At 59.8% G+C, this 23,857-nt stretch carries 24 protein-coding genes and 1 other RNA gene; 21 read left to right on the top strand and 4 right to left on the bottom strand.

Features of this window, described 5'->3' with window-relative positions; genetic code table 11:
• Positions 1-193: 193 nt before the first annotated feature.
• From rplM to ACZZ0A_RS20345, 7 genes are all read left to right on the top strand, one after another.
• Positions 194-622, top strand: coding sequence for a 50S ribosomal protein L13 (gene rplM / locus ACZZ0A_RS20375; RefSeq protein ID WP_007917032.1), 429 nt, complete (start codon positions 194-196; stop codon positions 620-622).
• A gap of 14 nt (positions 623-636) precedes the next feature.
• The gene (gene rpsI, locus ACZZ0A_RS20370; RefSeq protein ID WP_003205364.1) at positions 637-1,029 is read left to right on the top strand and encodes a 30S ribosomal protein S9; all 393 of its coding nucleotides are present in this window, start codon (positions 637-639) and stop codon (positions 1,027-1,029) included.
• A 270-nt stretch (positions 1,030-1,299) separates the two neighbouring features.
• Positions 1,300-1,893: a ubiquinol-cytochrome c reductase iron-sulfur subunit gene (gene petA, locus ACZZ0A_RS20365; protein ID WP_007917031.1), complete on the top strand. Its 594-nt coding sequence runs from the start codon at positions 1,300-1,302 to the stop codon at positions 1,891-1,893.
• On the top strand, positions 1,893-3,104 hold the full coding sequence (locus ACZZ0A_RS20360; RefSeq protein ID WP_007917029.1) for a cytochrome b: 1,212 nt from the start codon (positions 1,893-1,895) through the stop codon (positions 3,102-3,104). Before petA ends, ACZZ0A_RS20360 begins: the two co-directional genes overlap by 1 nt.
• Entirely contained in the window at positions 3,104-3,886 is a 783-nt protein-coding gene (locus ACZZ0A_RS20355) for a cytochrome c1 (RefSeq protein ID WP_007917027.1), read from the top strand. Before ACZZ0A_RS20360 ends, ACZZ0A_RS20355 begins: the two co-directional genes overlap by 1 nt.
• 146 nt (positions 3,887-4,032) lie before the next feature.
• Positions 4,033-4,650, top strand: coding sequence for a glutathione S-transferase N-terminal domain-containing protein (locus ACZZ0A_RS20350; RefSeq protein ID WP_007917025.1), 618 nt, complete (start codon positions 4,033-4,035; stop codon positions 4,648-4,650).
• A gap of 16 nt (positions 4,651-4,666) precedes the next feature.
• The gene (locus tag ACZZ0A_RS20345) at positions 4,667-5,080 is read left to right on the top strand and encodes a ClpXP protease specificity-enhancing factor (RefSeq protein ID WP_007917024.1); all 414 of its coding nucleotides are present in this window, start codon (positions 4,667-4,669) and stop codon (positions 5,078-5,080) included.
• Positions 5,081-5,131: 51 nt separating this feature from the next.
• Here ACZZ0A_RS20345 and ACZZ0A_RS20340 read toward each other — a convergent pair whose 3' ends face one another.
• The 4 genes from ACZZ0A_RS20340 to ACZZ0A_RS20325 form a co-directional block, all read right to left on the bottom strand.
• Positions 5,132-5,710 (bottom strand): BON domain-containing protein, encoded by a 579-nt coding sequence (locus ACZZ0A_RS20340; RefSeq protein WP_007917023.1) that lies wholly within the window; start codon positions 5,708-5,710, stop codon positions 5,132-5,134.
• A complete protein-coding gene (locus ACZZ0A_RS20335; protein WP_007917022.1) occupies positions 5,707-6,300 on the bottom strand; it encodes a phosphoheptose isomerase in 594 nt (197 codons plus the stop codon). Before ACZZ0A_RS20335 ends, ACZZ0A_RS20340 begins: the two co-directional genes overlap by 4 nt.
• A gap of 104 nt (positions 6,301-6,404) precedes the next feature.
• The gene (locus ACZZ0A_RS20330) at positions 6,405-6,767 is read right to left on the bottom strand and encodes a YraN family protein (protein WP_007917019.1); all 363 of its coding nucleotides are present in this window, start codon (positions 6,765-6,767) and stop codon (positions 6,405-6,407) included.
• Entirely contained in the window at positions 6,767-8,578 is a 1,812-nt protein-coding gene (locus ACZZ0A_RS20325) for a penicillin-binding protein activator (RefSeq protein ID WP_007917016.1), read from the bottom strand. Before ACZZ0A_RS20325 ends, ACZZ0A_RS20330 begins: the two co-directional genes overlap by 1 nt.
• Before the next feature lie 177 nt (positions 8,579-8,755).
• Here ACZZ0A_RS20325 and rsmI point away from each other — a divergent pair, with 177 nt between their 5' ends.
• The 14 genes from rsmI to ACZZ0A_RS20255 all read left to right on the top strand — a co-directional run bounded on the left by rsmI (position 8,756) and on the right by ACZZ0A_RS20255 (position 23,856).
• Positions 8,756-9,661 (top strand): 16S rRNA (cytidine(1402)-2'-O)-methyltransferase, encoded by a 906-nt coding sequence (gene rsmI / locus ACZZ0A_RS20320; RefSeq protein ID WP_463543660.1) that lies wholly within the window; start codon positions 8,756-8,758, stop codon positions 9,659-9,661.
• A 73-nt stretch (positions 9,662-9,734) separates the two neighbouring features.
• An RNA gene (gene rnpB, locus ACZZ0A_RS20315) (RNase P RNA component class A) lies at positions 9,735-10,085 on the top strand.
• 402 nt (positions 10,086-10,487) lie between these two features.
• Complete coding sequence (gene mraZ / locus ACZZ0A_RS20310) at positions 10,488-10,943, top strand: division/cell wall cluster transcriptional repressor MraZ (RefSeq protein ID WP_007917012.1); 456 nt, start codon at positions 10,488-10,490, stop codon at positions 10,941-10,943.
• A complete protein-coding gene (gene rsmH / locus ACZZ0A_RS20305; protein WP_007917010.1) occupies positions 10,940-11,887 on the top strand; it encodes a 16S rRNA (cytosine(1402)-N(4))-methyltransferase RsmH in 948 nt (315 codons plus the stop codon). Before mraZ ends, rsmH begins: the two co-directional genes overlap by 4 nt.
• Positions 11,884-12,177 (top strand): cell division protein FtsL, encoded by a 294-nt coding sequence (gene ftsL, locus ACZZ0A_RS20300; RefSeq protein WP_007917008.1) that lies wholly within the window; start codon positions 11,884-11,886, stop codon positions 12,175-12,177. Before rsmH ends, ftsL begins: the two co-directional genes overlap by 4 nt.
• The gene (locus ACZZ0A_RS20295) at positions 12,177-13,916 is read left to right on the top strand and encodes a peptidoglycan D,D-transpeptidase FtsI family protein (protein ID WP_174245137.1); all 1,740 of its coding nucleotides are present in this window, start codon (positions 12,177-12,179) and stop codon (positions 13,914-13,916) included. Before ftsL ends, ACZZ0A_RS20295 begins: the two co-directional genes overlap by 1 nt.
• Complete coding sequence (locus ACZZ0A_RS20290; RefSeq protein WP_463543659.1) at positions 13,916-15,379, top strand: UDP-N-acetylmuramoyl-L-alanyl-D-glutamate--2,6-diaminopimelate ligase; 1,464 nt, start codon at positions 13,916-13,918, stop codon at positions 15,377-15,379. The genes ACZZ0A_RS20295 and ACZZ0A_RS20290 overlap by 1 nt, the downstream gene beginning before the upstream one ends.
• Complete coding sequence (locus ACZZ0A_RS20285; protein ID WP_007917002.1) at positions 15,372-16,739, top strand: UDP-N-acetylmuramoyl-tripeptide--D-alanyl-D-alanine ligase; 1,368 nt, start codon at positions 15,372-15,374, stop codon at positions 16,737-16,739. The genes ACZZ0A_RS20290 and ACZZ0A_RS20285 overlap by 8 nt, the downstream gene beginning before the upstream one ends.
• Positions 16,739-17,821 carry a phospho-N-acetylmuramoyl-pentapeptide-transferase gene (gene mraY / locus ACZZ0A_RS20280; protein ID WP_007917000.1) on the top strand — a complete coding sequence of 361 codons (1,083 nt, stop codon included), beginning with the start codon at positions 16,739-16,741 and terminating at the stop codon, positions 17,819-17,821. The genes ACZZ0A_RS20285 and mraY overlap by 1 nt, the downstream gene beginning before the upstream one ends.
• Before the next feature lie 5 nt (positions 17,822-17,826).
• Positions 17,827-19,173 carry a UDP-N-acetylmuramoyl-L-alanine--D-glutamate ligase gene (gene murD, locus ACZZ0A_RS20275; protein WP_007916998.1) on the top strand — a complete coding sequence of 449 codons (1,347 nt, stop codon included), beginning with the start codon at positions 17,827-17,829 and terminating at the stop codon, positions 19,171-19,173.
• Positions 19,170-20,387 carry a putative lipid II flippase FtsW gene (gene ftsW / locus ACZZ0A_RS20270; RefSeq protein ID WP_007916996.1) on the top strand — a complete coding sequence of 406 codons (1,218 nt, stop codon included), beginning with the start codon at positions 19,170-19,172 and terminating at the stop codon, positions 20,385-20,387. Before murD ends, ftsW begins: the two co-directional genes overlap by 4 nt.
• Positions 20,377-21,447 carry an undecaprenyldiphospho-muramoylpentapeptide beta-N-acetylglucosaminyltransferase gene (gene murG / locus ACZZ0A_RS20265; protein WP_007916994.1) on the top strand — a complete coding sequence of 357 codons (1,071 nt, stop codon included), beginning with the start codon at positions 20,377-20,379 and terminating at the stop codon, positions 21,445-21,447. Before ftsW ends, murG begins: the two co-directional genes overlap by 11 nt.
• A complete protein-coding gene (gene murC, locus ACZZ0A_RS20260) occupies positions 21,440-22,900 on the top strand; it encodes a UDP-N-acetylmuramate--L-alanine ligase (protein WP_007916992.1) in 1,461 nt (486 codons plus the stop codon). The genes murG and murC overlap by 8 nt, the downstream gene beginning before the upstream one ends.
• The gene (locus tag ACZZ0A_RS20255) at positions 22,897-23,856 is read left to right on the top strand and encodes a D-alanine--D-alanine ligase (protein WP_007916991.1); all 960 of its coding nucleotides are present in this window, start codon (positions 22,897-22,899) and stop codon (positions 23,854-23,856) included. Before murC ends, ACZZ0A_RS20255 begins: the two co-directional genes overlap by 4 nt.
• Position 23,857: the final 1 nt, after the last annotated feature.

The following is a 23,857-nucleotide window of genomic DNA, read 5'->3' as shown; positions in this document are numbered from 1 at the left end:
AATCTGCATAATTGCCGACCTCTTTCTGCAGTGGAAGTGATGCGCCGCCGCCGAAGAATCTTGCCGTTGAACGGACGCGCCGACCCGAGCCCCCGAAAGCGTCTGTATCCGGCTGCCTTTGACTTGTCAAAGTACGCACTATTCAGTAAGATCCGCCGTCTAATTTACAGGGCGGCCCCTGAGGCTATAAAGAATGAAAACTTTTACTGCTAAACCGGAAACAGTAAAGCGCGACTGGTTTGTCGTCGACGCTGCTGGTCAGACCCTGGGTCGTCTGGCCACCGAAATCGCGAGCCGTCTGCGTGGCAAGCACAAGCCTGAGTACACTCCTCACGTTGACACCGGCGACTACATCGTCGTAATCAACGCTGAGCAGATTCGTGTTACCGGTGCTAAAACCACTGACAAAATGTACTACTCCCACTCCGGTTTCCCGGGCGGCATCAAGTCGATCAACTTTGAAAAGCTGATCGCTAAAGCCCCTGAGCGCGTGATCGAGACCGCGGTTAAAGGCATGCTGCCTAAAAACCCACTGGGTCGCGACATGTACCGTAAGCTGAAAGTCTATGCGGGCGCTGCACACCCACATACTGCTCAGCAGCCCCAAGAACTGAAGTTTTAACGGAATAGTACATTATGTCGGCGACTCAAAATTACGGCACTGGCCGTCGCAAGACCGCAACCGCACGCGTTTTCCTGCGTCCGGGTACTGGTAACATCTCCATCAACAACCGTTCGCTGGATAACTTCTTCGGCCGCGAAACTGCCCGCATGGTAGTTCGTCAGCCGCTGGAGCTGACCGAGACTGTCGAGAAGTTCGACATCTACGTCACCGTGATCGGTGGTGGTGTAAGTGGTCAAGCTGGCGCAATCCGCCACGGCATCACTCGCGCTCTGATGGACTACGACGAAACCCTGCGTGGCGCTCTGCGCAAAGCTGGCTTCGTTACTCGCGACGCCCGTGAAGTTGAACGTAAGAAAGTTGGTCTGCGTAAAGCGCGTAAGCGTCCGCAGTACTCGAAGCGTTAATTCCGCTTCCGCGTTCAAAAAGAACGCCCGCCTCCTCACGGAAGCGGGCGTTTTTTTATGCCTGTGATTTATCAAAGAATTGCGCTGCGACAACTTGCCACTTCCGTAGACCCCCTATACTGCAAGGCTTGAGGGTAAGAGCTCCGGGTAATTCCCTTGTCAGAATTGGGGCTTTTCATTACCATCTCGGCAAAATTTTTATAAGTAACATTGATTTATTTAGTAGACGCCTGATTTAACAGGCCACAAAAGCTGATGGGAGAGGACTGAATGAGCAATGACGGCGTGAATGCAGGCCGGCGTCGCTTCTTGGTAGCAGCCACATCCGTGGTGGGTGCTGCAGGAGCGGTGGGGGCTGCGGTCCCGTTCGTGGGGTCATGGTTTCCCAGTGCCAAGGCGAAAGCCGCCGGTGCACCGGTGAAAGTGAATGTCAGCAAAATCGAGCCAGGACAGCAGATGATTGCTGAATGGCGCGGCCAGCCGGTGTTCATTGTCCGCCGTACCGAGGAAATCCTGGGGAATCTCAAGAAGATCGAGGGCCAGCTCTCCGATCCAACCTCCAAAAACTCCACGCAACCCACCTATGTCGACCCTGAAGTGCGCTCGATCAAGCCGGAAATTCTGCTGCTGATCGGGATCTGCACACACTTGGGTTGCTCACCAACCTTCCGTCCCGAAGTGGCACCTGCGGATCTCGGTAAAGACTGGGTCGGTGGCTATTTCTGCCCTTGCCATGGTTCCCACTACGATCTGGCTGGCCGCGTCTACAAGTCGCAACCTGCGCCTTTGAACCTGCCAGTTCCCCCGCATTCCTATGAGACCGATGACCTGATTGTCATTGGCGTCGATACGGAGAAAGCGTGATGAGCAAGTTCATGGATTGGGTTGATGCGCGCTTTCCCGCGACCAAAATGTGGGAAGACCATCTCAGCAAGTATTACGCTCCAAAAAACTTCAACTTCTTCTATTTCTTCGGCTCCTTGGCGCTGCTGGTGCTGGTGAATCAGATCGTTACCGGTGTCTGGCTGACGATGAGTTACACGCCGTCGGCAGAAGAAGCCTTCGCTTCCGTTGAATACATCATGCGCGACGTCGAGTACGGCTCGATCCTGCGTCTGCTGCACTCGACCGGCGCTTCGGCGTTTTTCATCGTGGTTTATCTGCACATGTTCCGTGGCCTGCTCTACGGTTCGTACCAGAAACCGCGCGAGCTGGTCTGGGTCTTCGGCATGCTGATTTACCTGGCGCTGATGGCCGAAGCCTTCATGGGTTATCTGTTGCCTTGGGGTCAGATGTCCTACTGGGGTGCCCAGGTGATCATCTCGCTGTTCGGTGCGATTCCGGTGATCGGAAACGACCTGACGCAGTGGATTCGTGGTGACTACCTGATCTCCGGGATCACCCTGAACCGCTTCTTCGCCTTGCATGTGGTGGCTCTGCCAATCGTGATTCTCGGTCTGGTCGTGCTGCACATTCTGGCGTTGCACGAAGTCGGTTCGAACAACCCTGATGGCGTCGACATCAAGAAGCACAAAGACGAAAACGGCATCCCGCTGGACGGCATTGCCTTCCACCCGTACTACACCGTGAAAGACATAGTCGGTGTCGTGGTGTTCCTGTTTATCTTCTGTTTTATTGTGTTCTTCTTCCCGGAAATGGGCGGCTACTTCCTCGAAAAACCAAACTTCGAGCAGGCTAACCCGTTCAAGACACCAGAGCACATTGCCCCGGTCTGGTACTTCACGCCGTTCTACGCAATCTTGCGGGCGATCCCCGACAAACTCATGGGTGTGATTGCCATGGGCGCGGCGATTGCGGTGCTGTTCGTGCTGCCATGGCTGGACCGCAGTCCGGTCAAATCGATGCGCTATAAGGGCTGGATGAGCAAAATCTGGCTGCTGGTGTTCTGCATTTCGTTCGTGATTCTGGGCATTCTCGGTGTTCTTGCGCCGACGCCGGAGCGAACCTTGCTGTCGCAGGTCTGCACCTTCCTGTACTTCGCCTACTTCATTCTGATGCCGTTCTACACCAGGCTCGAGAAGACCAAACCGGTTCCGGAAAGGGTGACTGGCTGATGAAAAAGTTATTTTTCGCTCTGATTTTTGCTGCTTTGCCTGTCCTGTCTTTCGCTGCTGAGCACGGAGGTCCTGAGCTGGAGAAAGTCGACATCGACGTTTCCGACAAGGCCGCCCTGCAGGATGGCGCACGTACTTTTGCCAACTATTGCATGGGTTGCCACAGTGCCAAGTTCCAGCGTTACGAGCGGGTTGCCGATGATCTGGGCATTCCTCACGAAATGATGCTGGAGAAGCTGGTGTTCACCGGCGCCAAGATCGGCGATCACATGAACATCGGCATGCAGCCGGCGGACGCCAAGACCTGGTTCGGCGCGGCACCACCGGATCTGACCCTGGTGGCGCGCGTGCGTGGTACTGACTGGCTTTACGGTTACCTGCGCTCGTTCTACGAAGATCCGGCACGTCCTTGGGGTGTAAACAACAAGGTCTTCCCGAACGTCGGCATGCCTAACGTGCTGGTCGGCCTGCAAGGTCGCCAGGTCGTGGGCTGCAAACAGGTGCAGATCGTCGAAGACGGCAAGAAGCAATATGATCCGTTGACCGGCACGCCTCTGACGCATGAAGCGTGCGATCAACTGACCATCGTGCCGAAATCCGGTGCTCTGAACGAAGAGCAGTTCGATGAGAAGGTCAAGAATCTGGTAACCTTCCTGGCTTACTCGGCTAACCCGGTTAAGCTGCAACATCAGCGCATCGGTACTTATGTCTTGCTGTACCTGGCGTTCTTCTTTGTGTTCGCCTACCTGCTCAAGCGTGAATACTGGAAAGACGTGCACTGATACGCTTCAAGCATTGCTGTTAATCGCGCGCGCCCAAGGGCGCCTCCAATAACGCAACGTCTGGTTCGCCAAGCGTTGCGGGAGGCGCCCTCTGGGCGCGCGCGTTTTTCCGGTTCCGACAAATTCAACAAGCGAGGAGGATCGCCATGGGCGTGACCAATCGGTTGGCCTGTTACTCCGACCCCGCCGACCACTATTCCCACCGAGTGCGCATTGTGCTTGCAGAGAAGGGTGTCAGCGCCGAGATCATTTATGTGGAAGCTGGTCGCCAGCCGCCTAAACTGATTGAGGTAAACCCTTACGGCAGTCTGCCGACGCTGGTCGATCGTGACCTGGCGTTGTGGGAGTCGACCGTGGTGATGGAATATCTGGATGAGCGTTACCCGCACCCGCCGTTGATGCCGGTTTACCCGGTGGCGCGTGCCAACAGCCGCCTGCTGATTCATCGTATTCAGCGCGACTGGTGTGGTCTGGTGGATCTGATTCTGGATCCCAAGTCCAAGGAGGCCGCGCGTGTCGTGGCGCGCAAGGAATTGCGTGAAAGCCTGACGGGCGTGTCGCCGCTGTTTGCCGACAAGCCGTTTTTCCTCAGTGAGGAACAAAGTCTGGTGGATTGCTGCCTATTGCCAATACTCTGGCGTTTGCCGATTCTGGGTATTGAACTGCCGCGGCCAGCCAAGCCGCTGCTTGATTATATGGAGCGCTCGTTTGCGCGTGAGGCTTTCCAGGCGAGTCTGTCTGGTGTCGAACGCGATATGCGCTAAGGCTTAAGGAGCCGCTATGAACTCCAGTCGACCTTATCTGGTCCGCGCGCTCTACGAGTGGATTGTTGATAACGATTGCACCCCGCACATGCTGGTCAATTCCGAATACCCGGCGGTGCAGGTGCCGCAGGGTTTCGCCAGTGACGGGCAGATTGTCTTGAACATCTCGCCAAGTGCCGTGCGTCATCTGCACATGGACAACGACGTGGTGACCTTCGAAGGTCGCTTCGGTGGTGTCCCGCACAGCTTGTACGTGCCGATCAGCGCGATCCTGGGGATCTACGCCCGGGAGAACGGTCAGGGCATGGTGTTCGATCTCGAGTCGCCGATGGATGACGAGGAAGAGATCGAGTCGGATGACGACTTGCCACCACCGGACAGCGAGCCGCCGCGCCCTAGCGGCCGGCCAAGCCTGAAAGTGGTGAAGTAATAAAAAAGGCGATCCGGATGGATCGCCTTTTTTGTGTGCGCGTTTCAGCTATCAGTCGATGTATTCGAAGAGTTTGACGATCTTCTGCACGCCGGAAACGCCCTGAACCAGATTGGTCGCCTGGGTGGCTTCCTGTTTGGTCAGCAGGCCCAGCAGATAGACAATACCGTTCTCGGTCACGACCTTGATGCGCGAGCCAGGGATGCTGGCGTCGGTGAGCATCTGGGTCTTGATCTTGGAGGTCAACCAAGTGTCATTCTGACGAGCCAGGAAGCCGGACGGCGGTATGACCTGCAGTTCGTTGTGAACGGTTTTTACCCGTTGCACGGCGGCTGCTGCCTGCTCAGCCTTGGCTTTCAAGTCTGCGCGAGGGGTTTGACCGGCCAGCAAGACAACACCGTTGAAACTGGTGACGACGATGTGCGAATCGTTGTCCAGGGCCGGGTCGGCCTTGGCCACGTTCACACCGACTTTGGTTTCGATCAACGAGTCGTCGATCTTGCTACCGAAGGTGCGCGTGCCACGGTCGTCGTCGATCGGTGCTTCACGGCTGGCGTTCACCACCGAGGTGCAGCCGCTGATGCCGAGGCACAGGGTCAAGGCCAGAAGGCCAAGGCGATTAGGGGTCATTCTTCACTCCCGAACAGTTGGCTGTCGATCAGATCGCAAAGGCAATGGATCGCCAGCAAGTGGACTTCTTGAATACGTGCGGTGACATTGGCCGGTACGCGAATCTCGACGTCTTCGGGCAGCAGCAGTGACGCCATGCCGCCGCCATCGCGTCCGGTCATAGCTACGACAATCATTTCGCGATCATGTGCGGCCTGGATCGCTTGAATAATGTTCGCCGAGTTGCCGCTGGTCGAAATAGCCAGCAGGACATCGCCTGGCTGACCGAGCGCGCGGATCTGTTTGGAGAACACTTCGTTGTAGCTGTAGTCATTGGCGATCGAAGTGATCGTCGAGGTATCGGTGGTCAGGGCGATAGCTGGCAGGCTCGGACGCTCGCGCTCGAAGCGGTTGAGCAACTCGGAGGAGAAGTGCTGGGCATCGCCGGCTGAGCCGCCATTGCCGCATGAAAGCATTTTGCCTTCGTTGAGCAGGGCGTTGACCATGATCTGGCTGGCTTGCTCGATGTGCGGTGCAAGTACGTCCATCGCCTGTTGCTTGGTGTCGATACTGGCCTGGAAAAGCTGGCGAATTCGGGATTGCATGTCCATCTGTGTGACCTTAAGTAGCGCGGCTGTCCGGCACATGAATGTGCAGCCCGCAAAGCAAAGAGCAAAATTTGTCGGTGGGATTGTCCGGGTCGCAACGCCTGCGATCAACTGTCGAAAGCATTCTGCAACCAGTTCAGCTGATCCGGATGGCTGTCGATAGCCACCACGTCGAAGCGGCAAGGGGAATTGGCCCAACGCGACTCGCGCTGAAGAAAATACTGTGCAGCGAAAATCAGTTTCTGCTGCTTGCGCCCATCGATGCTAGCGAGCGCGCCACCCCATTGAGTGTTTTTTCTGTAGCGAACTTCAACAAATACTACTGTATCGCCATCAAGCATGACCAGATCAAGCTCGCCGCGTTTGCATAACCAGTTCTGCGCCAGCAGGCGCAGACCGTGTTGTTGCAGATGCTCGAGCGCCTGGCGCTCGGCATCCTTACCGCTTTGCGAGCGTGACCTGTCGGGCATCAGCGCGGGGTGTCCGGCAGGCGCTGCACCTGGCCGCTGACGAACTGTGCCCAAGGCAATTGACGCACGACCCGTTGGGTCTGGGTCATGCCGAGGCTGCCCGACTCACCGTCGATGCGGCTGTCCGGCAGCGCTTTGAGTTGCCCCAGGCGCGGAGCCAAGCGATAGGCATCGACACCCATCGCGTACAGGCGGCCGAGGCTGCCGGCGGCTTGCGGCCACTGCGCAACCACTTGCTGACGCAATGGGTCACTGCTGTCCAGCAGCCATGGGGTTTCGCAGAAGCGAATGCCGTTCATGTCGTTGTACTGGTTGACGTCGCCACTGGCGCTGTAAACGTGCGAGGTCGCGTAAACCGGAACGTCACCGGCGTACTGGAAATTCAGGGTCGGCTTGATCTGCTGCGCCTGTTGTGGCGTGGCAGCAAGGAAGATGAACTCGATGTCCTGACGACGCGACGGCTGCGCGGCGACGTTAGTGCCGGCGGCATTTTGCAGGCTCTTGGCGCGAGCTTCGCTCTGACGCAGCTGGAACATGTCAGCGATCTGCTGAGCCAGTTGCACCGGCTGATCAACGCGTTCGGTGGCTACGATGCTGCCGCCGTTAGCCTGCCAGTCCTGGCTGAACGCACGCAGTACGCGGTCGCCCCATTCGCCTTTCGGCACCATGATGGCGGCGCGGTGCAGGCCATCGGCACGGGCGCGGCGCGAGACTTCGCGGGCTTCGTCTTCAGCGGCCAGACCAAACTGGAACAGCTGCGCCGGGCCTTGATCGCCTTCGCTATAGTTCAGGGCGAGGGTGGTGATCGGCAGTTGCGGACGGGTGCTCAGCTGTTTGACCAGTGGTTTTTCCAGCGGGCCGACAACCAATTGCACGCCATCAGCCTGAGCCTTGCGGTAGAACTCGTCCATCGAGGTCAGCTTCGAGCTGTCGTAGAACTCGATCGCTGGCGGCTTTTGCCCGGCCTGTTGAGCCTGGTAGTGCGCGGCCATGAAGCCTTCACGCAGTGCCTTGCCGACGGCGGCCAATTGACCGTCCTGTGGCAGCAGCAGGGCGATTTTGCTCAGCGGCTGGCTGGCCAGTTCCTTGAGTTTGGTCAGCGGCAGCGGCAGGTTGATTGCGGCCGGGTGTTTTGGATTCTGCGCGCGCCAGGTGTCGATCGCGGCTTGCTGCTGTTCCAGGGTGCCTGCGGATTTCACCGCCATGGCCAGGCCCATCCAGCCGCCGAGATCGTCGGTGCTGTTCGGTTGCAGTTGGTCGGTCGGCAGCGAACCAATCAGGGTCCAGATCGCTTCGTGGTTCTTGCTCGCGGCTTCGCCTTGCAGCATCGGAGCGATAAACACGCGCTCGCGGGCGGCGGCGAGTGTCTGGCCATCGGCTTCAAGGGCGCGGGCATGCACGGTGCCGGTGCGTACTTGCTGCTCTTCAGGCATCTCGCCCAAGTGTTGCAGGCTTGGATGGCTCAGGGCCGTCAGCGCGGCTTTCGGCTGATTGCGGGTCATGGCCAGTTCAGCATTCAGCGTGCTGGCGAAAATCTGCTGGCCTGGCTTCAGTTGCTCCATCGGCACTTGTTGCAGGATCTGCGCAGACTGGCCGGCGTTACCCTGACGGTAAGCCAGGTCCGCAGCACTCAGGCGCAGCAGGGCGGCTTTTTCCGGGGTTTTCGCCTGGCTAGCCTGTTCGAGCAGTTGCTCGATGCTGGCATCCGGGGTCCGTGGAAGTTCGCCAAGGCTGGAGGAAGGGGAGCTGGCGCAAGCCGCCAACAGGGCAGCGAGGCAGAGGGCAGTGAACAGCCGCAGGCAAGCGATCATGTAAGTGTTCCTGATACTCGATCAAATTAGCGTCGAATTGTACCCAAGCACTGGCCGGGGCGCGATGTTACTGGCGTGAATCGGACGATTTAGCTGGAGTAAATGTTGCGGCGGCGCACAACTGCGCGCAAAACCATGGTGGGTCGAGGCGCGTCGCAAGCCTCGTGTCGCGCTACAATGGCCGCTTTTACCGATCACGAGGTGTGCGCTTTGACTGCTCCAGGTTCCCTGAATTCCGCTGCTGGCTCGCTTTATGTGGTGGCGACGCCCATCGGCAACCTGGACGACATCAGCGCCCGGGCATTGAAGATCCTCCGTGAAGTCGCCTTGATCGCCGCCGAGGACACCCGTCACTCGGCGCGCCTCATGCAGCACTTCGGGATCGGCACGCCGCTGGCTGCGTGTCACGAACACAATGAACGAGATGAAGGTAGCCGCTTTATTACCCGCTTGCTGGCCGGTGATAACGTCGCGCTGATTTCCGATGCCGGGACGCCGCTGATTTCCGATCCGGGTTATCATTTGGTGCGTCAGGCTCGCGCAGCCGGAATCAATGTGGTGCCGGTGCCGGGTGCTTGTGCGCTTATCGCCGCGTTGTCGGCGGCGGGGCTGCCATCCGATCGTTTTATCTTTGAAGGTTTTCTGCCGGCCAAGTCGGTCGGGCGCAAGGCGCGACTGGAAGCCGTTAAAGAAGAGCCGCGCACGCTGATCTTTTACGAAGCTCCGCACCGCATTCTTGAATGTCTGCAGGATATGGAAGCAGTGTTTGGTGGAGAGCGTCAGGCATTGCTCGCCCGTGAAATCACCAAAACCTTTGAAACGCTAAAAGGTCTGCCATTGGCTGAGTTGCGTGCGTTCGTCGAATCCGACAACAATCAGCAACGCGGCGAATGCGTGGTGTTGGTGGCTGGCTGGACCGCGCCGGAGTCTGAAGACGCCGTGAGTAGCGAGGCGATGCGCATCCTCGATCTGCTCCTCGAAGAAATGCCGCTCAAGCGTGCCGCCGCGTTGGCAGCGCAGATCACCGGTGAACGTAAAAACGTCCTGTATCAGGTCGCGCTGGATAAACAGAAAGGCGTGTAAGCCGTCGCCCATAGCGGTCTTGAGGCTTTTAGCGCTTGTTCTTCAGGCGCTCTGCCGTTAACCTTCGCGGCGGAGAGTCGATCGGACAGTCGCTGCCCTCTATGAAAATTAGGGGGAGGAAAGTCCGGGCTCCATAGGGCGAAGTGCCAGGTAATGCCTGGGAGGCGTGAGCCTACGGAAAGTGCCACAGAAAATAACCGCCTAAGCGCTTCGGCGCCGGTAAGGGTGAAAAGGTGCGGTAAGAGCGCACCGCACGTCTGGCAACAGTTCGTGGCTAGGTAAACCCCACTTGGAGCAAGACCAAATAGGGTCCCAAGGCGTGGCCCGCGCTGGGACCGGGTAGGTTGCTAAAGATGTCCAGTGATGGCCATCGTAGACGAATGACTGTTCAAGACAGAACCCGGCTTACAGATCGACTCTCCACCTTTTTCTTTCCCTGCTTGAATCAATGGCAACAGGGCTGTGTAATATCAGCAGGCCTGGGCTGAAAGTTCGGCAGCGGCAAACGCAGTAATAGCCATTTCCCACCTTGCTTCAATCAACAGCAGAAGCGCTTTTGTAATACCGAAAAAATCTTACTCTTAACAAATTACTTTAACTTTCGAGCGCAGCTATCAGTGCTGCATCAGGTTATGGGTCAAAAGTCTGCGCCAGATTGTCGTTACTCCTCCTTTTATGCTCCTAAATCTCCGTTCTGTAAGGGTTTTCCTTTAATCCGCGCCTTGACGGTGTGGTGGGCGCATTCCTATAGTGTGCGCAAGTGGCGGAAAGTGGCATGAAGTGGGTTTTTTGAGCTCAAAACGATAAAAATTGGAGAAACGCAGACGTGTTTCGCGGAGCTAACGCTATCAGTCTCGACGCAAAGGGCCGTCTCGCTATGCCGAGCCGGTACCGTGACGAGCTCGATTCGCGCAGTTCCGGCCAATTGATCGTGACCATTGATGCCGTTGATCCGTGTCTGTGTGTCTATCCGCTCGACGAGTGGGAAATTATTGAAACCAAGTTGCGCGCACTCCCTTCGCTTCGCGAAGAGAACCGTCGCTTGCAGCGTTTATTGATTGGCAACGCCGTCGACCTCGAGCTCGATGGCAGTGGTCGTTTTCTGGTTCCACCGCGTCTGCGCGAATACGCCAAATTGGATAAGCGCGCGATGCTGGTAGGCCAACTGAACAAGTTCCAATTGTGGGACGAGGATGCATGGAACGCGGTATCTGCCGCTGACCTTGCTGCCATTCAACAACCGGGCGCGATGCCTGATGAACTGCGTGATTTGATCCTGTGACTATTGATAGCGGCTTTAACCACATCACCGTACTGCTTGACGAAGCCGTCGAGGCTCTCGCCGTACGTCCTGATGGCTGCTATCTGGACGGCACGTTCGGGCGCGGCGGCCACAGCCGGCTGATCCTCAGCCAGCTCGGCACGGACGGTCGGCTCATCGGATTCGACAAAGATCCACAAGCGATTGCCACCGGGCAAACGCTAGCGGCCGAAGACGGCCGCTTTGTCGTTGTGCAGCGCAGCTTTGCCGAGCTCGGTTCGGTGGTTGCCGAACAGGGTCTGAGCGGCAAGGTCAGCGGTATTCTGCTCGACCTCGGCGTGTCTTCGCCGCAGCTCGACGACGCCGAGCGCGGCTTCAGTTTCCTCAACGACGGCCCGCTCGACATGCGCATGGACCCGTCCCGTGGCATCAGCGCTGCCGAGTTTGTCAACACCGCGCCGGCTGAGGAAATCGCCCGGGTATTCAAGGAATACGGCGAAGAGCGATTCTCCGGTCGCATGGCTCGCGCGGTCGCCGAACGTCGCGATATCAAGCCGTTCGAGCGCACCGCCGATCTGGCTGAAGTGTTGAAAGTCGCCAACCCGGCGTGGGAAAAGGGCAAGAACCCGGCCACCCGTGCATTCCAGGGTTTGCGCATTCACGTCAACAACGAACTGGGTGATCTGGAAGCCGGCCTCGAAGCCGCACTGGACGCTCTGGAAGTTGGCGGCCGTCTGGTCGTGATCAGCTTCCACTCGCTGGAAGACCGCATCGTCAAACTGTTCATGCGCAAGCTGGTGAAAGGCGAAGCCGACAACCTGCCGCGCAACCTGCCGGTTCGCCATGTCGCGTTCGAACCGAAAATCAAAGTCCATGGCAAAGCGCAGACGGCCTCCGACGCCGAACTCAAAGCCAACCCACGTTCCCGTAGCGCCGTCATGCGCGTCGCGGAGAAGCTGCGGTGAGCAAGCTTTTCGCCAAGCCACTGCCCGGCGGCAGCTTTCTGATGCTGCTGCTGTTTATCGGCGTGCTCGTGTCGGCCATCGCCGTGTCGTACAGCGCGCACTGGAACCGGCAGTTGCTCAACACCCTTTACAACGAACTCAGCGTGCGCGACAAGGCGCAGGCCGAGTGGGGCCGTCTGATTCTTGAACAGAGCACCTGGACCGCGCACAGCCGCATCGAAGTGCTGGCCACCGAACAATTGAAAATGCACATCCCCGGCGCGGCTGACGTGAAGATGGTGGCGCCATGATGAAACTCGAAGGCGCACTGTTCCCATGGCGCTTCCGCCTGATGGTGGCGCTGCTTGGCATCATGGTCGCGGCGATCTGCTGGCGCATCATCGACCTGCAAGTGGTTGACCGTGACTTCCTCAAAGGTCAGGGCGATGCGCGCAGCCTGCGTCACATTCCGATTCCGGCTCACCGTGGTCTGATCACCGACCGTAACGGCGAGCCTTTGGCCGTGAGTACCCCGGTGACCACGCTGTGGGCCAACGCCAAGGAAATGCAAACGGCGAAAGAGAAGTGGCCGGCACTCGCCGCCGCGCTGGGTCAGGATCCGAAAGCCCTGACCGAACGCCTCGAAGCCCAGGCCAACAAAGAATTCATTTATCTGGTGCGCGGGCTGACCCCCGAGCAGGGCCAGGCTGTGCTCGATCTGAAAGTGCCGGGCGTTTATGGCATCGAAGAATTCCGCCGGTTCTATCCGGCCGGCGAAGTCACCGCACATATGGTCGGTTTTACTGACATCGATGACCACGGTCGTGAAGGTGTCGAACTGGCCTATGACGAATGGCTCGCCGGGGTGCCGGGCAAACGACAGGTCATCAAGGATCGGCGCGGTCGGCTGATCAAGGATGTCCAGGTCACCAAAAACGCCAAGGCCGGCAAGCCCTTGGCGTTGTCCATTGACCTGCGCCTGCAATATCTGGCCAACCGCGAGCTGCGCAACGCGATCATCGAGAACGGCGCCAAGGCCGGCAGCCTGGTGATCATGGACGTCAAGACCGGCGAGATTCTGGCCATGGTCAACCAGCCGACCTACAACCCGAACAACCGCCGCAACCTGCAACCGGCGATGATGCGTAACCGCGCGATGATCGACGTGTTCGAACCGGGTTCGACCATGAAAGCCATCTCGATGGCTGCCGCAATCGAAACCGGCCGCTGGAAACCGAGCGACACCGTTGAGGTGTATCCGGGCTCCCTGCAGATCGGCAAGTACACGATCAAGGACGTCTCCAAGAGCGAAGGTCCGGTGCTCGACCTGACCGGCATCCTGATCAATTCCAGTAACGTCGGCATGAGTAAGGTCGCGTTCGATATCGGCGGTGAAACGATTTTCCGCCTCGCGCAGAAAGTAGGCCTAGGCCAGGACACCGGCCTTGGCTTCCCGGGCGAACGTGTCGGCAACCTGCCGAACTACCGCGATTGGCGTAAGGCTGAAACCGCAACCTTGTCTTACGGCTACGGTATTTCCGTGACCGCGATTCAACTCGTCCACGCGTTCTCGGCGCTGGCCAACAACGGTCGTCTCGCGCCGCTGACCCTGATCAAAACCGACAAGCCACCGCAGACCACGCAAGTGCTGCCGGAAGCCGTGGCGAAAACCCTGCAAGGCATGCTCACTCAGGTGATCGAAGCGCCGCGCGGCGTGTTCCGTGCGCAGGTGCCGGCGTATCACGTGGCGGGCAAGTCGGGTACTGCGCGTAAGACCTCGGTCGGTACCAAGGGCTATGCGGAAAACTCTTACCGTTCGCTGTTCGCCGGTTTCGGTCCGATGAGCGATCCGCGTTACGCCATCGTTGTCGTGATCGATGAACCGTCCAAGGCCGGTTACTTCGGTGGTCTGGTTTCCGCGCCGGTGTTCAGCCGTGTGATGTCCGGCACCCTGCGTCTGATGAACGTAACACCGGACAACCTGCCGACGACGCAACAAGCCAACGCCACCCCGGTCGTTCCGCTGAAAGCCAATGGAGGGCGCGGCTGATGTCATTAAGTCTGAACAAGATATTCCCCCACGCCGGCCACGATCTGTTGATCCGTGAATTGGCGCTGGACAGCCGCAACGTACGCGCGGGCGATTTGTTCCTTGCCGTGCCCGGCGGCAAATTCGATGGTCGTGCGCACATTGCCGATGCCCTGCAACGTGGCGCGGCAGCGGTGGCGTATGAAGTGGAAGGCGCCACCGTGCTGCCGATCACCGACGTGCCGCTGATTCCGGTCAAAGGCCTGGCAGCGCAGCTGTCGGACATTGCCGGGCGTTTTTACGGCGAGCCAAGCCATCACCTGAACCTGATTGGCGTGACCGGCACCAACGGCAAGACCAGCGTGACCCAATTGGTCGCGCAGGCATTGGATCTGCTCGGCCAGCATTGCGGTATCGTCGGGACCTTGGGTTCCGGCTTCTATGGCGCACTGCAAAGCGGTTTGCACACCACCCCGAATCCGATTGCCGTACAGGCGACTTTGGGCGACCTGAAAAAGGCCGGCGCCAAAGCCGTGGCCATGGAAGTGTCGTCCCACGGTCTGGATCAGGGCCGCGTCACTGCGCTGGCGTTCGACGTCGCGGTGATGACCAACCTGTCCCGCGACCACCTGGACTATCACGGCACCATGCAGGCGTACGCCGAGGCCAAGGCCAAGCTGTTCGCCTGGAATGATCTGAAGTGCCGCGTGGTCAACCTCGACGACGATTTCGGCCGGCAACTGGCCGCTGAAAAATGCGAATCGCGCCTGATCACCTACAGCCTGCTCGACAGCAGCGCTTACCTGTATTGCCGCGAAGCGCAGTTCGACGACCATGGCGTGCGCGCCACGCTGGTCACGCCGCAGGGCGAACATCATCTGCGCAGCACGCTGCTCGGTCGCTTCAACCTGAGTAACGTACTGGCTGCGGTCGGTGCCTTGCTCGGTCTGGATTACGCGCTCGACGAAATTCTCAAAGTACTGCCGAAGCTTGAAGGCCCGGCCGGGCGCATGCAGCGTCTGGGTGGCGGTACGCAGCCTTTGGTGGTGGTCGATTACGCCCACACCCCGGATGCGCTGGAAAAAGTCCTCACTGCATTGCGCCCGCACGTCAAAGGTCAACTGCTGTGCCTGTTCGGCTGCGGCGGTGACCGTGATCGCGGCAAGCGTCCGTTGATGGCTGAAGTGGTCGAGCGTCTGGCCGATCAGGTGCTGGTCACCGACGACAACCCGCGTACTGAAGATCCAGCAGTGATTTTCGATGACATCCGCGCCGGTTTCACGGCTGTGGATAAAGTCACCTTTGTCGCCGGCCGTGGTCAGGCGATTGCGCAACTGATTGCCGGCGCTTCGGCCGATGACGTGATTGTTCTGGCCGGTAAAGGTCACGAGGACTATCAGGAAATCAACGGCGAGCGCCACGCTTTCTCCGATCTGGTCGAGGCTGATCACGCCCTGACGGCGTGGGAGGTGGCCCATGCTTAAGGCCTTGAAACTCAGCGAACTGACCAACGCACTCGATGCACGTTTGATCGCTGCTGATGCCAGTTTCGACGGCGTCAGCATCGACAGCCGTGCGATCCAGCCAGGCCAACTGTTTATTGCGTTGACCGGCCCGCGATTCGACGGTCATGACTATTTGAACGATGTCGCTGGCAAAGGCGCCGTTGCTGCGCTGGTCGAGCGTGAAGTCGCCGACAGCACCTTGCCGCAACTGCTGGTCAAAGACACCCGTCAGGCCCTCGGCCAGTTGGGCGCGCTGAACCGTGCCGCGTTCACTCAGCCAGTCGCAGCGATCACCGGTTCCAGCGGCAAGACCACGGTCAAGGAAATGCTCGCGAGCATCCTGCGCACCCGCGGTCCGGTACTGGCGACCCGTGGCAATCTGAACAACGACCTCGGCGCGCCGCTGACCCTGCTCGAACTGGCCCCGGAACACACTTCGGCCGTCATTGAACTGGGCGCCTCGCGTCTGGGCGAAATCGCTTACACCGTTGGCCTGACCAAGCCGCACGTGGCGATCCTCAACAATGCCGGCACCGCGCATGTTGGTGAGTTCGGCGGGCCGGAAAAAATCGTCGAAGCCAAAGGCGAAATCATCGACGGGCTGGCGGCCGATGGCGTCGCCGTGCTCAACCTCGATGACAAGGCTTTCGGTATCTGGAAGACCCGTGCGGGCGCGCGCAAAGTGCTGACTTTTGCCTTGAGCAACACGCACGCGGACTTTTACGCCAGCGATCTGAGCACCGATGCCCGTGGTTGCCCGGCCTTCAATCTGCACACACCTGAAGGTGTCGAGCGCGTTCAACTGAACCTGCTCGGCACGCATAACGTCGCCAACTCCATGGCCGCCGCCGCTGCCGCTCACGCCCTGGGCGTGTCGCTGTTCGGCATCGCCACCGGGCTTGGCGCCGTGCAACCGGTCAAGGGTCGCACCGTCGCGCAACTGGCGAAAAACGGTATGCGCGTGATCGATGACACTTACAACGCAAACCCCACCTCGATGTGCGCGGCCGTTGATATACTCGCCGGCTTTTCCGGCCGCACCGTCCTGGTGCTCGGAGATATCGGCGAGTTGGGCGATTGGGCGGAGCAGGGGCACCGCGACGTGGGCGAGTACGCCCGGGGCAAGGTTTCCGCGCTTTATGCCGTCGGGCCAAACATGGTTCACGCCGTAAACGCTTTCGGTGAACAGGCGCATCACTTCGGCACGCAAGCCGAACTGATTCAGGCCCTCGACGCCGAGCAGGACACAAACACCACCATTTTGATCAAGGGTTCGCGCAGTGCAGCGATGGAAAACATCGTTGCGGCTCTGTGCGGGTCCAGTCTGGAGAAACATTAATGCTGCTGCTGCTAGCGGAGTATCTGCAACAGTTCTACAAAGGCTTCGCGGTCTTTCAGTACCTGACCCTGCGCGGGATTCTCGGTGTGCTGACCGCGCTGGTTTTGTCGCTGTGCTATGGCCCGTGGATGATCCGCACTTTGCAGAACCGTCAGATCGGTCAGTCCGTTCGTAATGATGGCCCGCAATCGCACCTGTCCAAGTCGGGTACACCGACCATGGGCGGCGCACTGATTCTGTCTTCGATCGGCGTCAGCACTCTGCTTTGGGCTGACCTGAGCAACCGCTACGTCTGGACTGTTTTGTTGGTGACTCTGTTGTTCGGCGCCATCGGCTGGGTCGACGATTACCGCAAAGTCATCGAGAAGAACTCGCGTGGTCTGCCGAGCCGCTGGAAGTATTTCTGGCAGTCGGTGTTTGGCCTCGGCGCGGCGATCTTCCTTTATATGACTGCGTCCACCCCGGTGGAAACCACGCTGATTCTGCCGATGCTCAAGGACTACAGCATTCCGCTGGGCCTCGGTTTCATCGTGCTGACCTACTTTGTGATCGTCGGCTCGAGCAACGCGGTCAACCTGACTGACGGCCTCGATGGCTTGGCAATCATGCCAACCGTAATGGTCGGTGGTGGCCTCGGCATCTTCTGCTACCTGTCGGGTAACGTGAAATTTGCTGAATACCTGTTGATCCCTTACGTGCCGGGCGCGGGCGAACTGATCGTGTTCTGCGGCGCGCTGATCGGTGCCGGTCTCGGCTTCCTGTGGTTCAACACCTATCCGGCGCAAGTGTTCATGGGCGACGTCGGTGCCCTGGCACTCGGCGCGGCGCTGGGCACCATCGCGGTGATCGTCCGTCAGGAAATCGTCCTGTTCATCATGGGCGGCGTGTTCGTGATGGAAACCCTGTCAGTCGTCATTCAGGTTGCGTCCTTTAAGCTGACCGGTCGCCGTGTGTTCCGCATGGCACCGATCCACCACCATTTTGAACTCAAGGGCTGGCCCGAGCCGCGCGTGATCGTCCGTTTCTGGATCATCACCGTGATTCTCGTGCTGATCGGCCTTGCCACCCTGAAGCTGAGGTAGAACGAGTGTCTCTGATCGCTTCTGACCACTTCCGCATCGTTGTCGGCCTCGGCAAGAGCGGCATGTCCCTGGTTCGCTTTCTGGCGAACCGGGGCACGTCGTTTGCCGTCGCCGATACGCGGGAAAATCCACCGGAACTGGCCACGCTCAAGCGTGACTATCCGCACGTGGAAGTGCGTTGTGGCGAGCTGGACGTCGAATTCCTCTGCCGTGCCGACGAGCTCTACGTGAGCCCCGGCCTGGCACTGGCGACCCCGGCCCTGCAAGCCGCTGCGGCCCGTGGCGTGAAACTGTCCGGCGACATCGAGCTGTTCGCGCGTAACGCGCGGGCGCCGATCGTGGCCATCAGCGGTTCCAACGCGAAAAGCACCGTCACCACCCTGGTCGGCGAGATGGCGGCTGCGGCCGGCAAACGCGTCGCCGTCGGCGGCAACCTCGGCACCCCGGCGCTGGATCTGCTCAGCGACGACGTCGAGCTGTACGTCATGGAGCTGTCGAGCTTCCAACTGGAAACCACCGACCAGCTCAACGCTGAAGTGGCCACCGTGCTGAACATCAGCGAAGACCACATGGATCGCTACAGCGGTCTACCGGCGTACCACTTGGCCAAGCACCGGATTTTCCGTGGTGCCAAGCAGTTCGTGGTCAACCGTCAGGATGCGCTGACTCGTCCGTTGATGGGTGAGGGCCAGCCGTGCTGGACCTTCGGTCTGAGCAAACCGGATTTCAAGGCATTCGGTATCCGCGAAGAAGATGGCGAGAAGTACCTGGCCTTCGAATTCCAGAATCTGATGCCAGTGCGTGAATTGAAGATTCGCGGTGCACACAACCAGTCCAACGCCCTCGCGGCGCTGGCGCTCGGTCACGCCGTGGGCTTGCCGTTCGACGCCATGCTCTCGGCGCTGCGCACCTTCGCCGGCCTCGAACATCGCTGCCAGTGGGTGCGTGATCTCGATGGCGTGGCGTATTACAACGATTCCAAAGCGACCAACGTTGGCGCCGCACTGGCGGCCATCGAAGGCCTCGGCACGGACATCAACGGTAAGGTCATCCTGATCGCCGGTGGCGATGGCAAGGGCGCCGAATTCAACGATCTGCGTGATCCGGTCGCGGCCAACTGCCGCGCCGTGATCCTGATGGGCCGCGACTCCGACAAGATCGGTGCGGCAATCGGTGATGCCGTGCCGCTGATTCGCGCGACCTCGCTGGTCGACGCCGTTGCGCAATGCCGCGCCGCCGCCCGGCCGGGTGACGTCGTGCTGCTGTCGCCGGCCTGTGCCAGTTTCGACATGTTCAAGAATTACGAAGACCGTGGTCACCAGTTCGTCCGCGCTGTGGAGGATCTGGCATGAGCCTGCGCAATATCATCAAACCGTATCCGTCGCCGATCATCACCGGGCGCGGTATCGACCTCGATTTCCCGATGCTCGCCGGTTGCCTGGCGCTGCTCGGTCTCGGTTTGATCATGATCGCCTCGGCGTCCACCGAAGTGGCAGCCGCGCAGTCGGGCAGTCCGCTGTATTACATGATTCGCCACCTTATTTATGTGGTGCTGGGTCTGGGCGCGTGCATCGTCACCATGATGATTCCGATCGCCACCTGGCAACGTCTCGGCTGGCTGATGCTGATCGGTGCGTTTGGCTTGCTGGTGATGGTGATCATTCCCGGCATCGGTCGCGAAGTGAACGGTTCGATGCGCTGGATCGGTTTCAGCTTCTTCAACGTGCAGCCGTCCGAGATCGCCAAAGTGTTCGTGGTGATCTACCTCGCCGGTTATCTGGTGCGTCGCCAGAAAGAGGTGCGTGAAAGCTGGATGGGCTTCTTCAAGCCGTTCATCGTGCTGCTGCCGATGGCCGGTCTGTTGCTGATGGAACCGGACTTCGGGGCCACCGTAGTAATGATGGGTGCTGCGGCGGCCATGCTGTTCCTCGGCGGGGTCGGACTGTTCCGCTTCTCGCTGATGGTGGTGTTGGCGGTCGGGGCCGTGGTCTTGCTGATTCAGATGCAGCCATATCGTATGGCGCGTCTGACCAACTTCGCCGACCCGTGGGCTGACCAGTTCGGCGCCGGCTATCAGTTGTCGCAAGCGTTGATCGCGTTCGGTCGCGGTGAATGGCTGGGCGTCGGTCTGGGCAACAGCGTGCAGAAGCAGTTCTACCTGCCGGAAGCGCACACTGACTTCGTGTTCTCGGTACTGGCTGAAGAGCTCGGCGCCGTGGGTTCGCTGTGCACCGTCGCGCTGTTCGTGTTCGTGTGTATTCGCGGCATGTACATCGGCTTGTGGGCGGAGAAAGCCAAACAGTTCTTTGCCGCGTATGTGGCTTACGGTCTGTCGTTCCTGTGGATTGGTCAGTTCCTGATCAACATCGGTGTGAACGTCGGCCTGCTGCCAACCAAGGGCCTGACCTTGCCGTTCCTCAGTTATGGCGGCAGTTCGTTGGTGATCTGCTGTGCCTGCCTTGGCTTGTTGCTGAGGATCGAGTGGGAGAGTCGAACCCATCTGGGCAGTGAAGAGATGGAATTCCATGAGAGCGACTTTGCCGAGGAGCCGAATCATGGGCGCTAACGTATTGATCATGGCCGGCGGCACCGGCGGCCACGTATTCCCGGCGCTGGCCTGTGCCCGCGAGTTTCAGGCGCGCGGCTACACCGTGCACTGGCTCGGCACGCCACGCGGCATCGAGAACGAACTGGTGCCGGCCGCAGGTCTTGAACTGCACCGCATCAACGCTACCGGCCTGCGCGGCAAGGGCAAGCTGTCGCTGCTCAAGGCGCCGTTCATGCTGCTCAAATCGGTGTGGCAGGCGCGGGCAATCATTCGTCGCTTGAAGCCGGTGTGTGTGGTCGGCTTCGGTGGTTATGTGACCGGTCCCGGTGGCCTCGCCGCGAAACTGGCCGGTGTGCCGGTGATCGTTCACGAGCAGAACGCCGTGGCCGGCACCGCCAATCGGTTGCTGGTGCCGTTCGCCGCCCGGGTGTGTGAAGCGTTCCCCGACACCTTTACTCTGTCGGACACCCGCCGTACCACCGGAAACCCGGTGCGCAGCGAGCTGTTCCTCGATACATCGCGACCTGCCCTGGCCGGTCGCAAAGCGCGTTTGCTGATCCTCGGCGGAAGCCTGGGTGCAGAGCCGTTGAACAAGTTGCTGCCTGAAGCCCTGGCCCAAGTCGCTGCCGATTTGCGCCCGGAAGTGTTTCATCAGGCCGGCAAAAACCACGATGAAGTGACTGCAGAGCGTTACCGCGCCGCCGGCGTGGAAGCGCAGGTGCAGCCGTTCATCAAAGACATGGCCCAGGCCTATGGCTGGGCTGACCTGGTGGTGTGCCGTGCAGGCGCGTTGACCATCAGTGAGCTGGCTGCCGCCGGTCTGCCCTCGATGCTGGTGCCTTTGCCCCACGCGATCGACGATCACCAGACCCGCAACGCCGATTATTTGGCCCGCGAAGGCGCTGCCTTCCTGATGCCGCAAAGAACGACTGGTGCCGCGGACCTTGCCGCGCGCCTGACAGAGGTCTTGATGCAACCGCAACGACTCGAAGATATGGCCCAAGCGGCCCGCCGTCTGGCGAAACCCGATGCCACCCGTAGCGTGGTCGATACCTGTCTGGAGGTGGCCCATGGTTGAGAATCAGAAAGCCATGCCGCAACCGGAAATGCGCCGCATCCGTCGCATCCACTTCGTCGGCATCGGCGGCGTGGGCATGTGCGGTATTGCCGAAGTGTTGTTGAACCTGGGCTACCAAGTGTCCGGTTCCGACCTGAAAGCTTCGCCGGTGACCGAGCGTCTGGAATCGTTCGGCGCGCAGATTTTCATTGGCCACCGTGCCGAGAACGCTGCGACCGCCGATGTGCTGGTGGTGTCTAGCGCGGTAAATACCTCGAACCCGGAAGTCGCTACTGCGCTTGAGCGTCGCATTCCGGTTGTACCGCGTGCCGAGATGCTTGCCGAGCTGATGCGCTATCGCCACGGCATCGCTGTCGCCGGTACGCACGGCAAAACCACCACCACCAGCCTGATCGCTTCGGTGTTCGCCGCGGGTGGTCTGGACCCGACGTTCGTCATCGGTGGTCGTCTGAATGCCGCGGGCACCAATGCCCAGCTCGGCACCAGCCGTTACCTGATCGCCGAAGCCGATGAAAGCGATGCGAGTTTTCTGCATCTGCAACCGCTGGTGGCCGTGGTCACCAACATCGACGCCGACCACATGGCGACCTACGACGGTGACTTCAACAAACTGAAGAAAACCTTCGTCGAGTTCCTGCACAACCTGCCGTTCTACGGCTTGGCAGTGATGTGCCTGGACGATCCGGTGGTGCGCGAAATCCTGCCGCTGGTGAAACGTCCGACCGTGACCTACGGCTTCAGCGAAGACGCTGACGTGCGCGCGATCAATATTCGCCAGCAAGGCATGCAGACGTTCTTCACCGTGCTGCGCCCGGATCGCGAGCCGCTGGACGTGTCGGTGAACATGCCCGGCAACCACAACGTCCTCAACTCGCTGGCGACCATCTGCATCGCCACCGACGAAGGCGTCAGCGATGAAGCCATCGTTCAGGGCCTCTCTGGCTTCCAGGGCGTGGGTCGACGCTTCCAGGTCTACGGCGAACTGCCGGTGGACGGCGGCAACGTGATGCTGGTCGACGACTACGGTCACCACCCGACCGAAGTCGCCGCGGTGATCAAAGCCGTGCGCGGTGGCTGGCCGGAGCGCCGTCTGGTGATGGTGTATCAGCCGCACCGTTACAGCCGCACCCGCGACCTGTACGACGACTTCGTCAATGTACTGGCCGACGCCAACGTGCTGCTGCTGATGGAAGTTTATCCGGCCGGCGAAGAGCCGATCCCGGGCGCCGACAGCCGCAAGCTGTGCAACAGCATCCGCCAGCGCGGTCAGCTCGACCCGATCTACATCGAGCGTGGCGTCGATCTGGCGCCGCTGGTCAAGCCGCTGCTGCGTGCCGGCGACATCCTGCTGTGCCAGGGCGCCGGTGATATCGGCGGTCTCGCGCCGAAGCTGTTGAAAAGTGAATTGTTCGCTGGCGCCGTGGCGGCGTCGGTCGAGGGGAAGTTGAAATGACTGCTGCCTACGCCAACCTGTTCTCCACCATCGCGCCAAAAGACTTCGGCCGCGTCGCCGTGCTCTTCGGCGGGCTGAGTGCCGAGCGTGAGGTTTCGCTGAAATCCGGTAACGCCGTACTTGAAGCGCTGCAAAGTGCTGGCGTGGACGCGTTCGGCATCGACGTTGGCGACGACATTCTGCAACGTCTGCTCAGCGAAAAGATCGACCGCGCCTTCATCATTCTTCACGGCCGTGGCGGTGAAGACGGCTCCATGCAGGGCCTGCTCGAAGTGGCGGGCATTCCGTACACCGGCAGCGGCATTCTGGCCTCGGCACTGGCGATGGACAAACTGCGCACGAAGCAGGTCTGGCACAGCCTCGGGATTCCGACGCCACGTCACGCCGTGCTGTGCAGCGAAGCCGATTGTATTTCGGCGGCGACGGAACTGGGCTTCCCTTTGATCGTCAAACCGGCGCATGAAGGTTCAAGTATCGGGATGGCCAAAGTGAGTTCTGCGTCCGAGTTGATCGACGCATGGAAAGCGGCCAGTACCTACGATTCGCAAGTCTTGGTTGAGCAATGGATTCAAGGTCCGGAGTTCACCATCGCCACCCTGCGTGACCAGGTGTTGCCTCCTATCGCCCTGGGTACACCGCACACGTTCTACGACTACGACGCCAAGTACATCGCCAACGATACCCAGTACCGCATTCCGTGCGGGCTGGATGCCGTCAAGGAGCAAGAACTCATGGATCTCACGGCCAAGGCCTGTGAGGCGCTGGGTATTGCCGGCTGGGGCAGGGCGGACGTGATGCAGGACGCCGACGGGCAGTTCTGGTTCCTGGAAGTGAACACCGCACCGGGCATGACCGATCACAGTCTGGTGCCGATGGCCGCGCGTGCGGCTGGCCTGGATTTCCAGCAACTGGTTCTGGCCATTCTGGCCGCCAGTGTTGAAGACGCTCGAGGTTAAG

Source organism: Pseudomonas sp. AC242 (assembly GCF_979258655.1).
The sequence above is the reverse complement of the archived record's forward strand: the minus strand, read 5'-3'. Positions and strand labels throughout refer to the sequence as shown.

Bases quoted from the DNA above. Each gene is read 5' to 3' on its own strand.
- ACZZ0A_RS20295 (WP_174245137.1), top strand. From the start codon at position 12,177: ATGAAACTCGAAGGCGCACTGTTCCCATGGCGCTTCCGCCTGATGGTG.
- petA (WP_007917031.1), top strand. From the start codon at position 1,300: ATGAGCAATGACGGCGTGAATGCAGGCCGGCGTCGCTTCTTGGTAGCA.
- rsmI (WP_463543660.1), top strand. From the start codon at position 8,756: ATGGCCGCTTTTACCGATCACGAGGTGTGCGCTTTGACTGCTCCAGGT.
- ftsW (WP_007916996.1), top strand. From the start codon at position 19,170: ATGAGCCTGCGCAATATCATCAAACCGTATCCGTCGCCGATCATCACC.
- ACZZ0A_RS20290 (WP_463543659.1), top strand. From the start codon at position 13,916: ATGTCATTAAGTCTGAACAAGATATTCCCCCACGCCGGCCACGATCTG.
- ACZZ0A_RS20345 (WP_007917024.1), top strand. From the start codon at position 4,667: ATGAACTCCAGTCGACCTTATCTGGTCCGCGCGCTCTACGAGTGGATT.
- rplM (WP_007917032.1), top strand. From the start codon at position 194: ATGAAAACTTTTACTGCTAAACCGGAAACAGTAAAGCGCGACTGGTTT.
- ACZZ0A_RS20335 (WP_007917022.1), bottom strand. From the start codon at position 6,300: ATGGACATGCAATCCCGAATTCGCCAGCTTTTCCAGGCCAGTATCGAC.
- ACZZ0A_RS20355 (WP_007917027.1), top strand. From the start codon at position 3,104: ATGAAAAAGTTATTTTTCGCTCTGATTTTTGCTGCTTTGCCTGTCCTG.
- mraY (WP_007917000.1), top strand. From the start codon at position 16,739: ATGCTGCTGCTGCTAGCGGAGTATCTGCAACAGTTCTACAAAGGCTTC.
- murG (WP_007916994.1), top strand. From the start codon at position 20,377: ATGGGCGCTAACGTATTGATCATGGCCGGCGGCACCGGCGGCCACGTA.
- ACZZ0A_RS20350 (WP_007917025.1), top strand. From the start codon at position 4,033: ATGGGCGTGACCAATCGGTTGGCCTGTTACTCCGACCCCGCCGACCAC.
- ACZZ0A_RS20330 (WP_007917019.1), bottom strand. From the start codon at position 6,767: ATGCCCGACAGGTCACGCTCGCAAAGCGGTAAGGATGCCGAGCGCCAG.
- ACZZ0A_RS20285 (WP_007917002.1), top strand. From the start codon at position 15,372: ATGCTTAAGGCCTTGAAACTCAGCGAACTGACCAACGCACTCGATGCA.
- ACZZ0A_RS20360 (WP_007917029.1), top strand. From the start codon at position 1,893: ATGAGCAAGTTCATGGATTGGGTTGATGCGCGCTTTCCCGCGACCAAA.
- ACZZ0A_RS20255 (WP_007916991.1), top strand. From the start codon at position 22,897: ATGACTGCTGCCTACGCCAACCTGTTCTCCACCATCGCGCCAAAAGAC.
- rpsI (WP_003205364.1), top strand. From the start codon at position 637: ATGTCGGCGACTCAAAATTACGGCACTGGCCGTCGCAAGACCGCAACC.
- ACZZ0A_RS20325 (WP_007917016.1), bottom strand. From the start codon at position 8,578: ATGATCGCTTGCCTGCGGCTGTTCACTGCCCTCTGCCTCGCTGCCCTG.
- murC (WP_007916992.1), top strand. From the start codon at position 21,440: ATGGTTGAGAATCAGAAAGCCATGCCGCAACCGGAAATGCGCCGCATC.
- ACZZ0A_RS20340 (WP_007917023.1), bottom strand. From the start codon at position 5,710: ATGACCCCTAATCGCCTTGGCCTTCTGGCCTTGACCCTGTGCCTCGGC.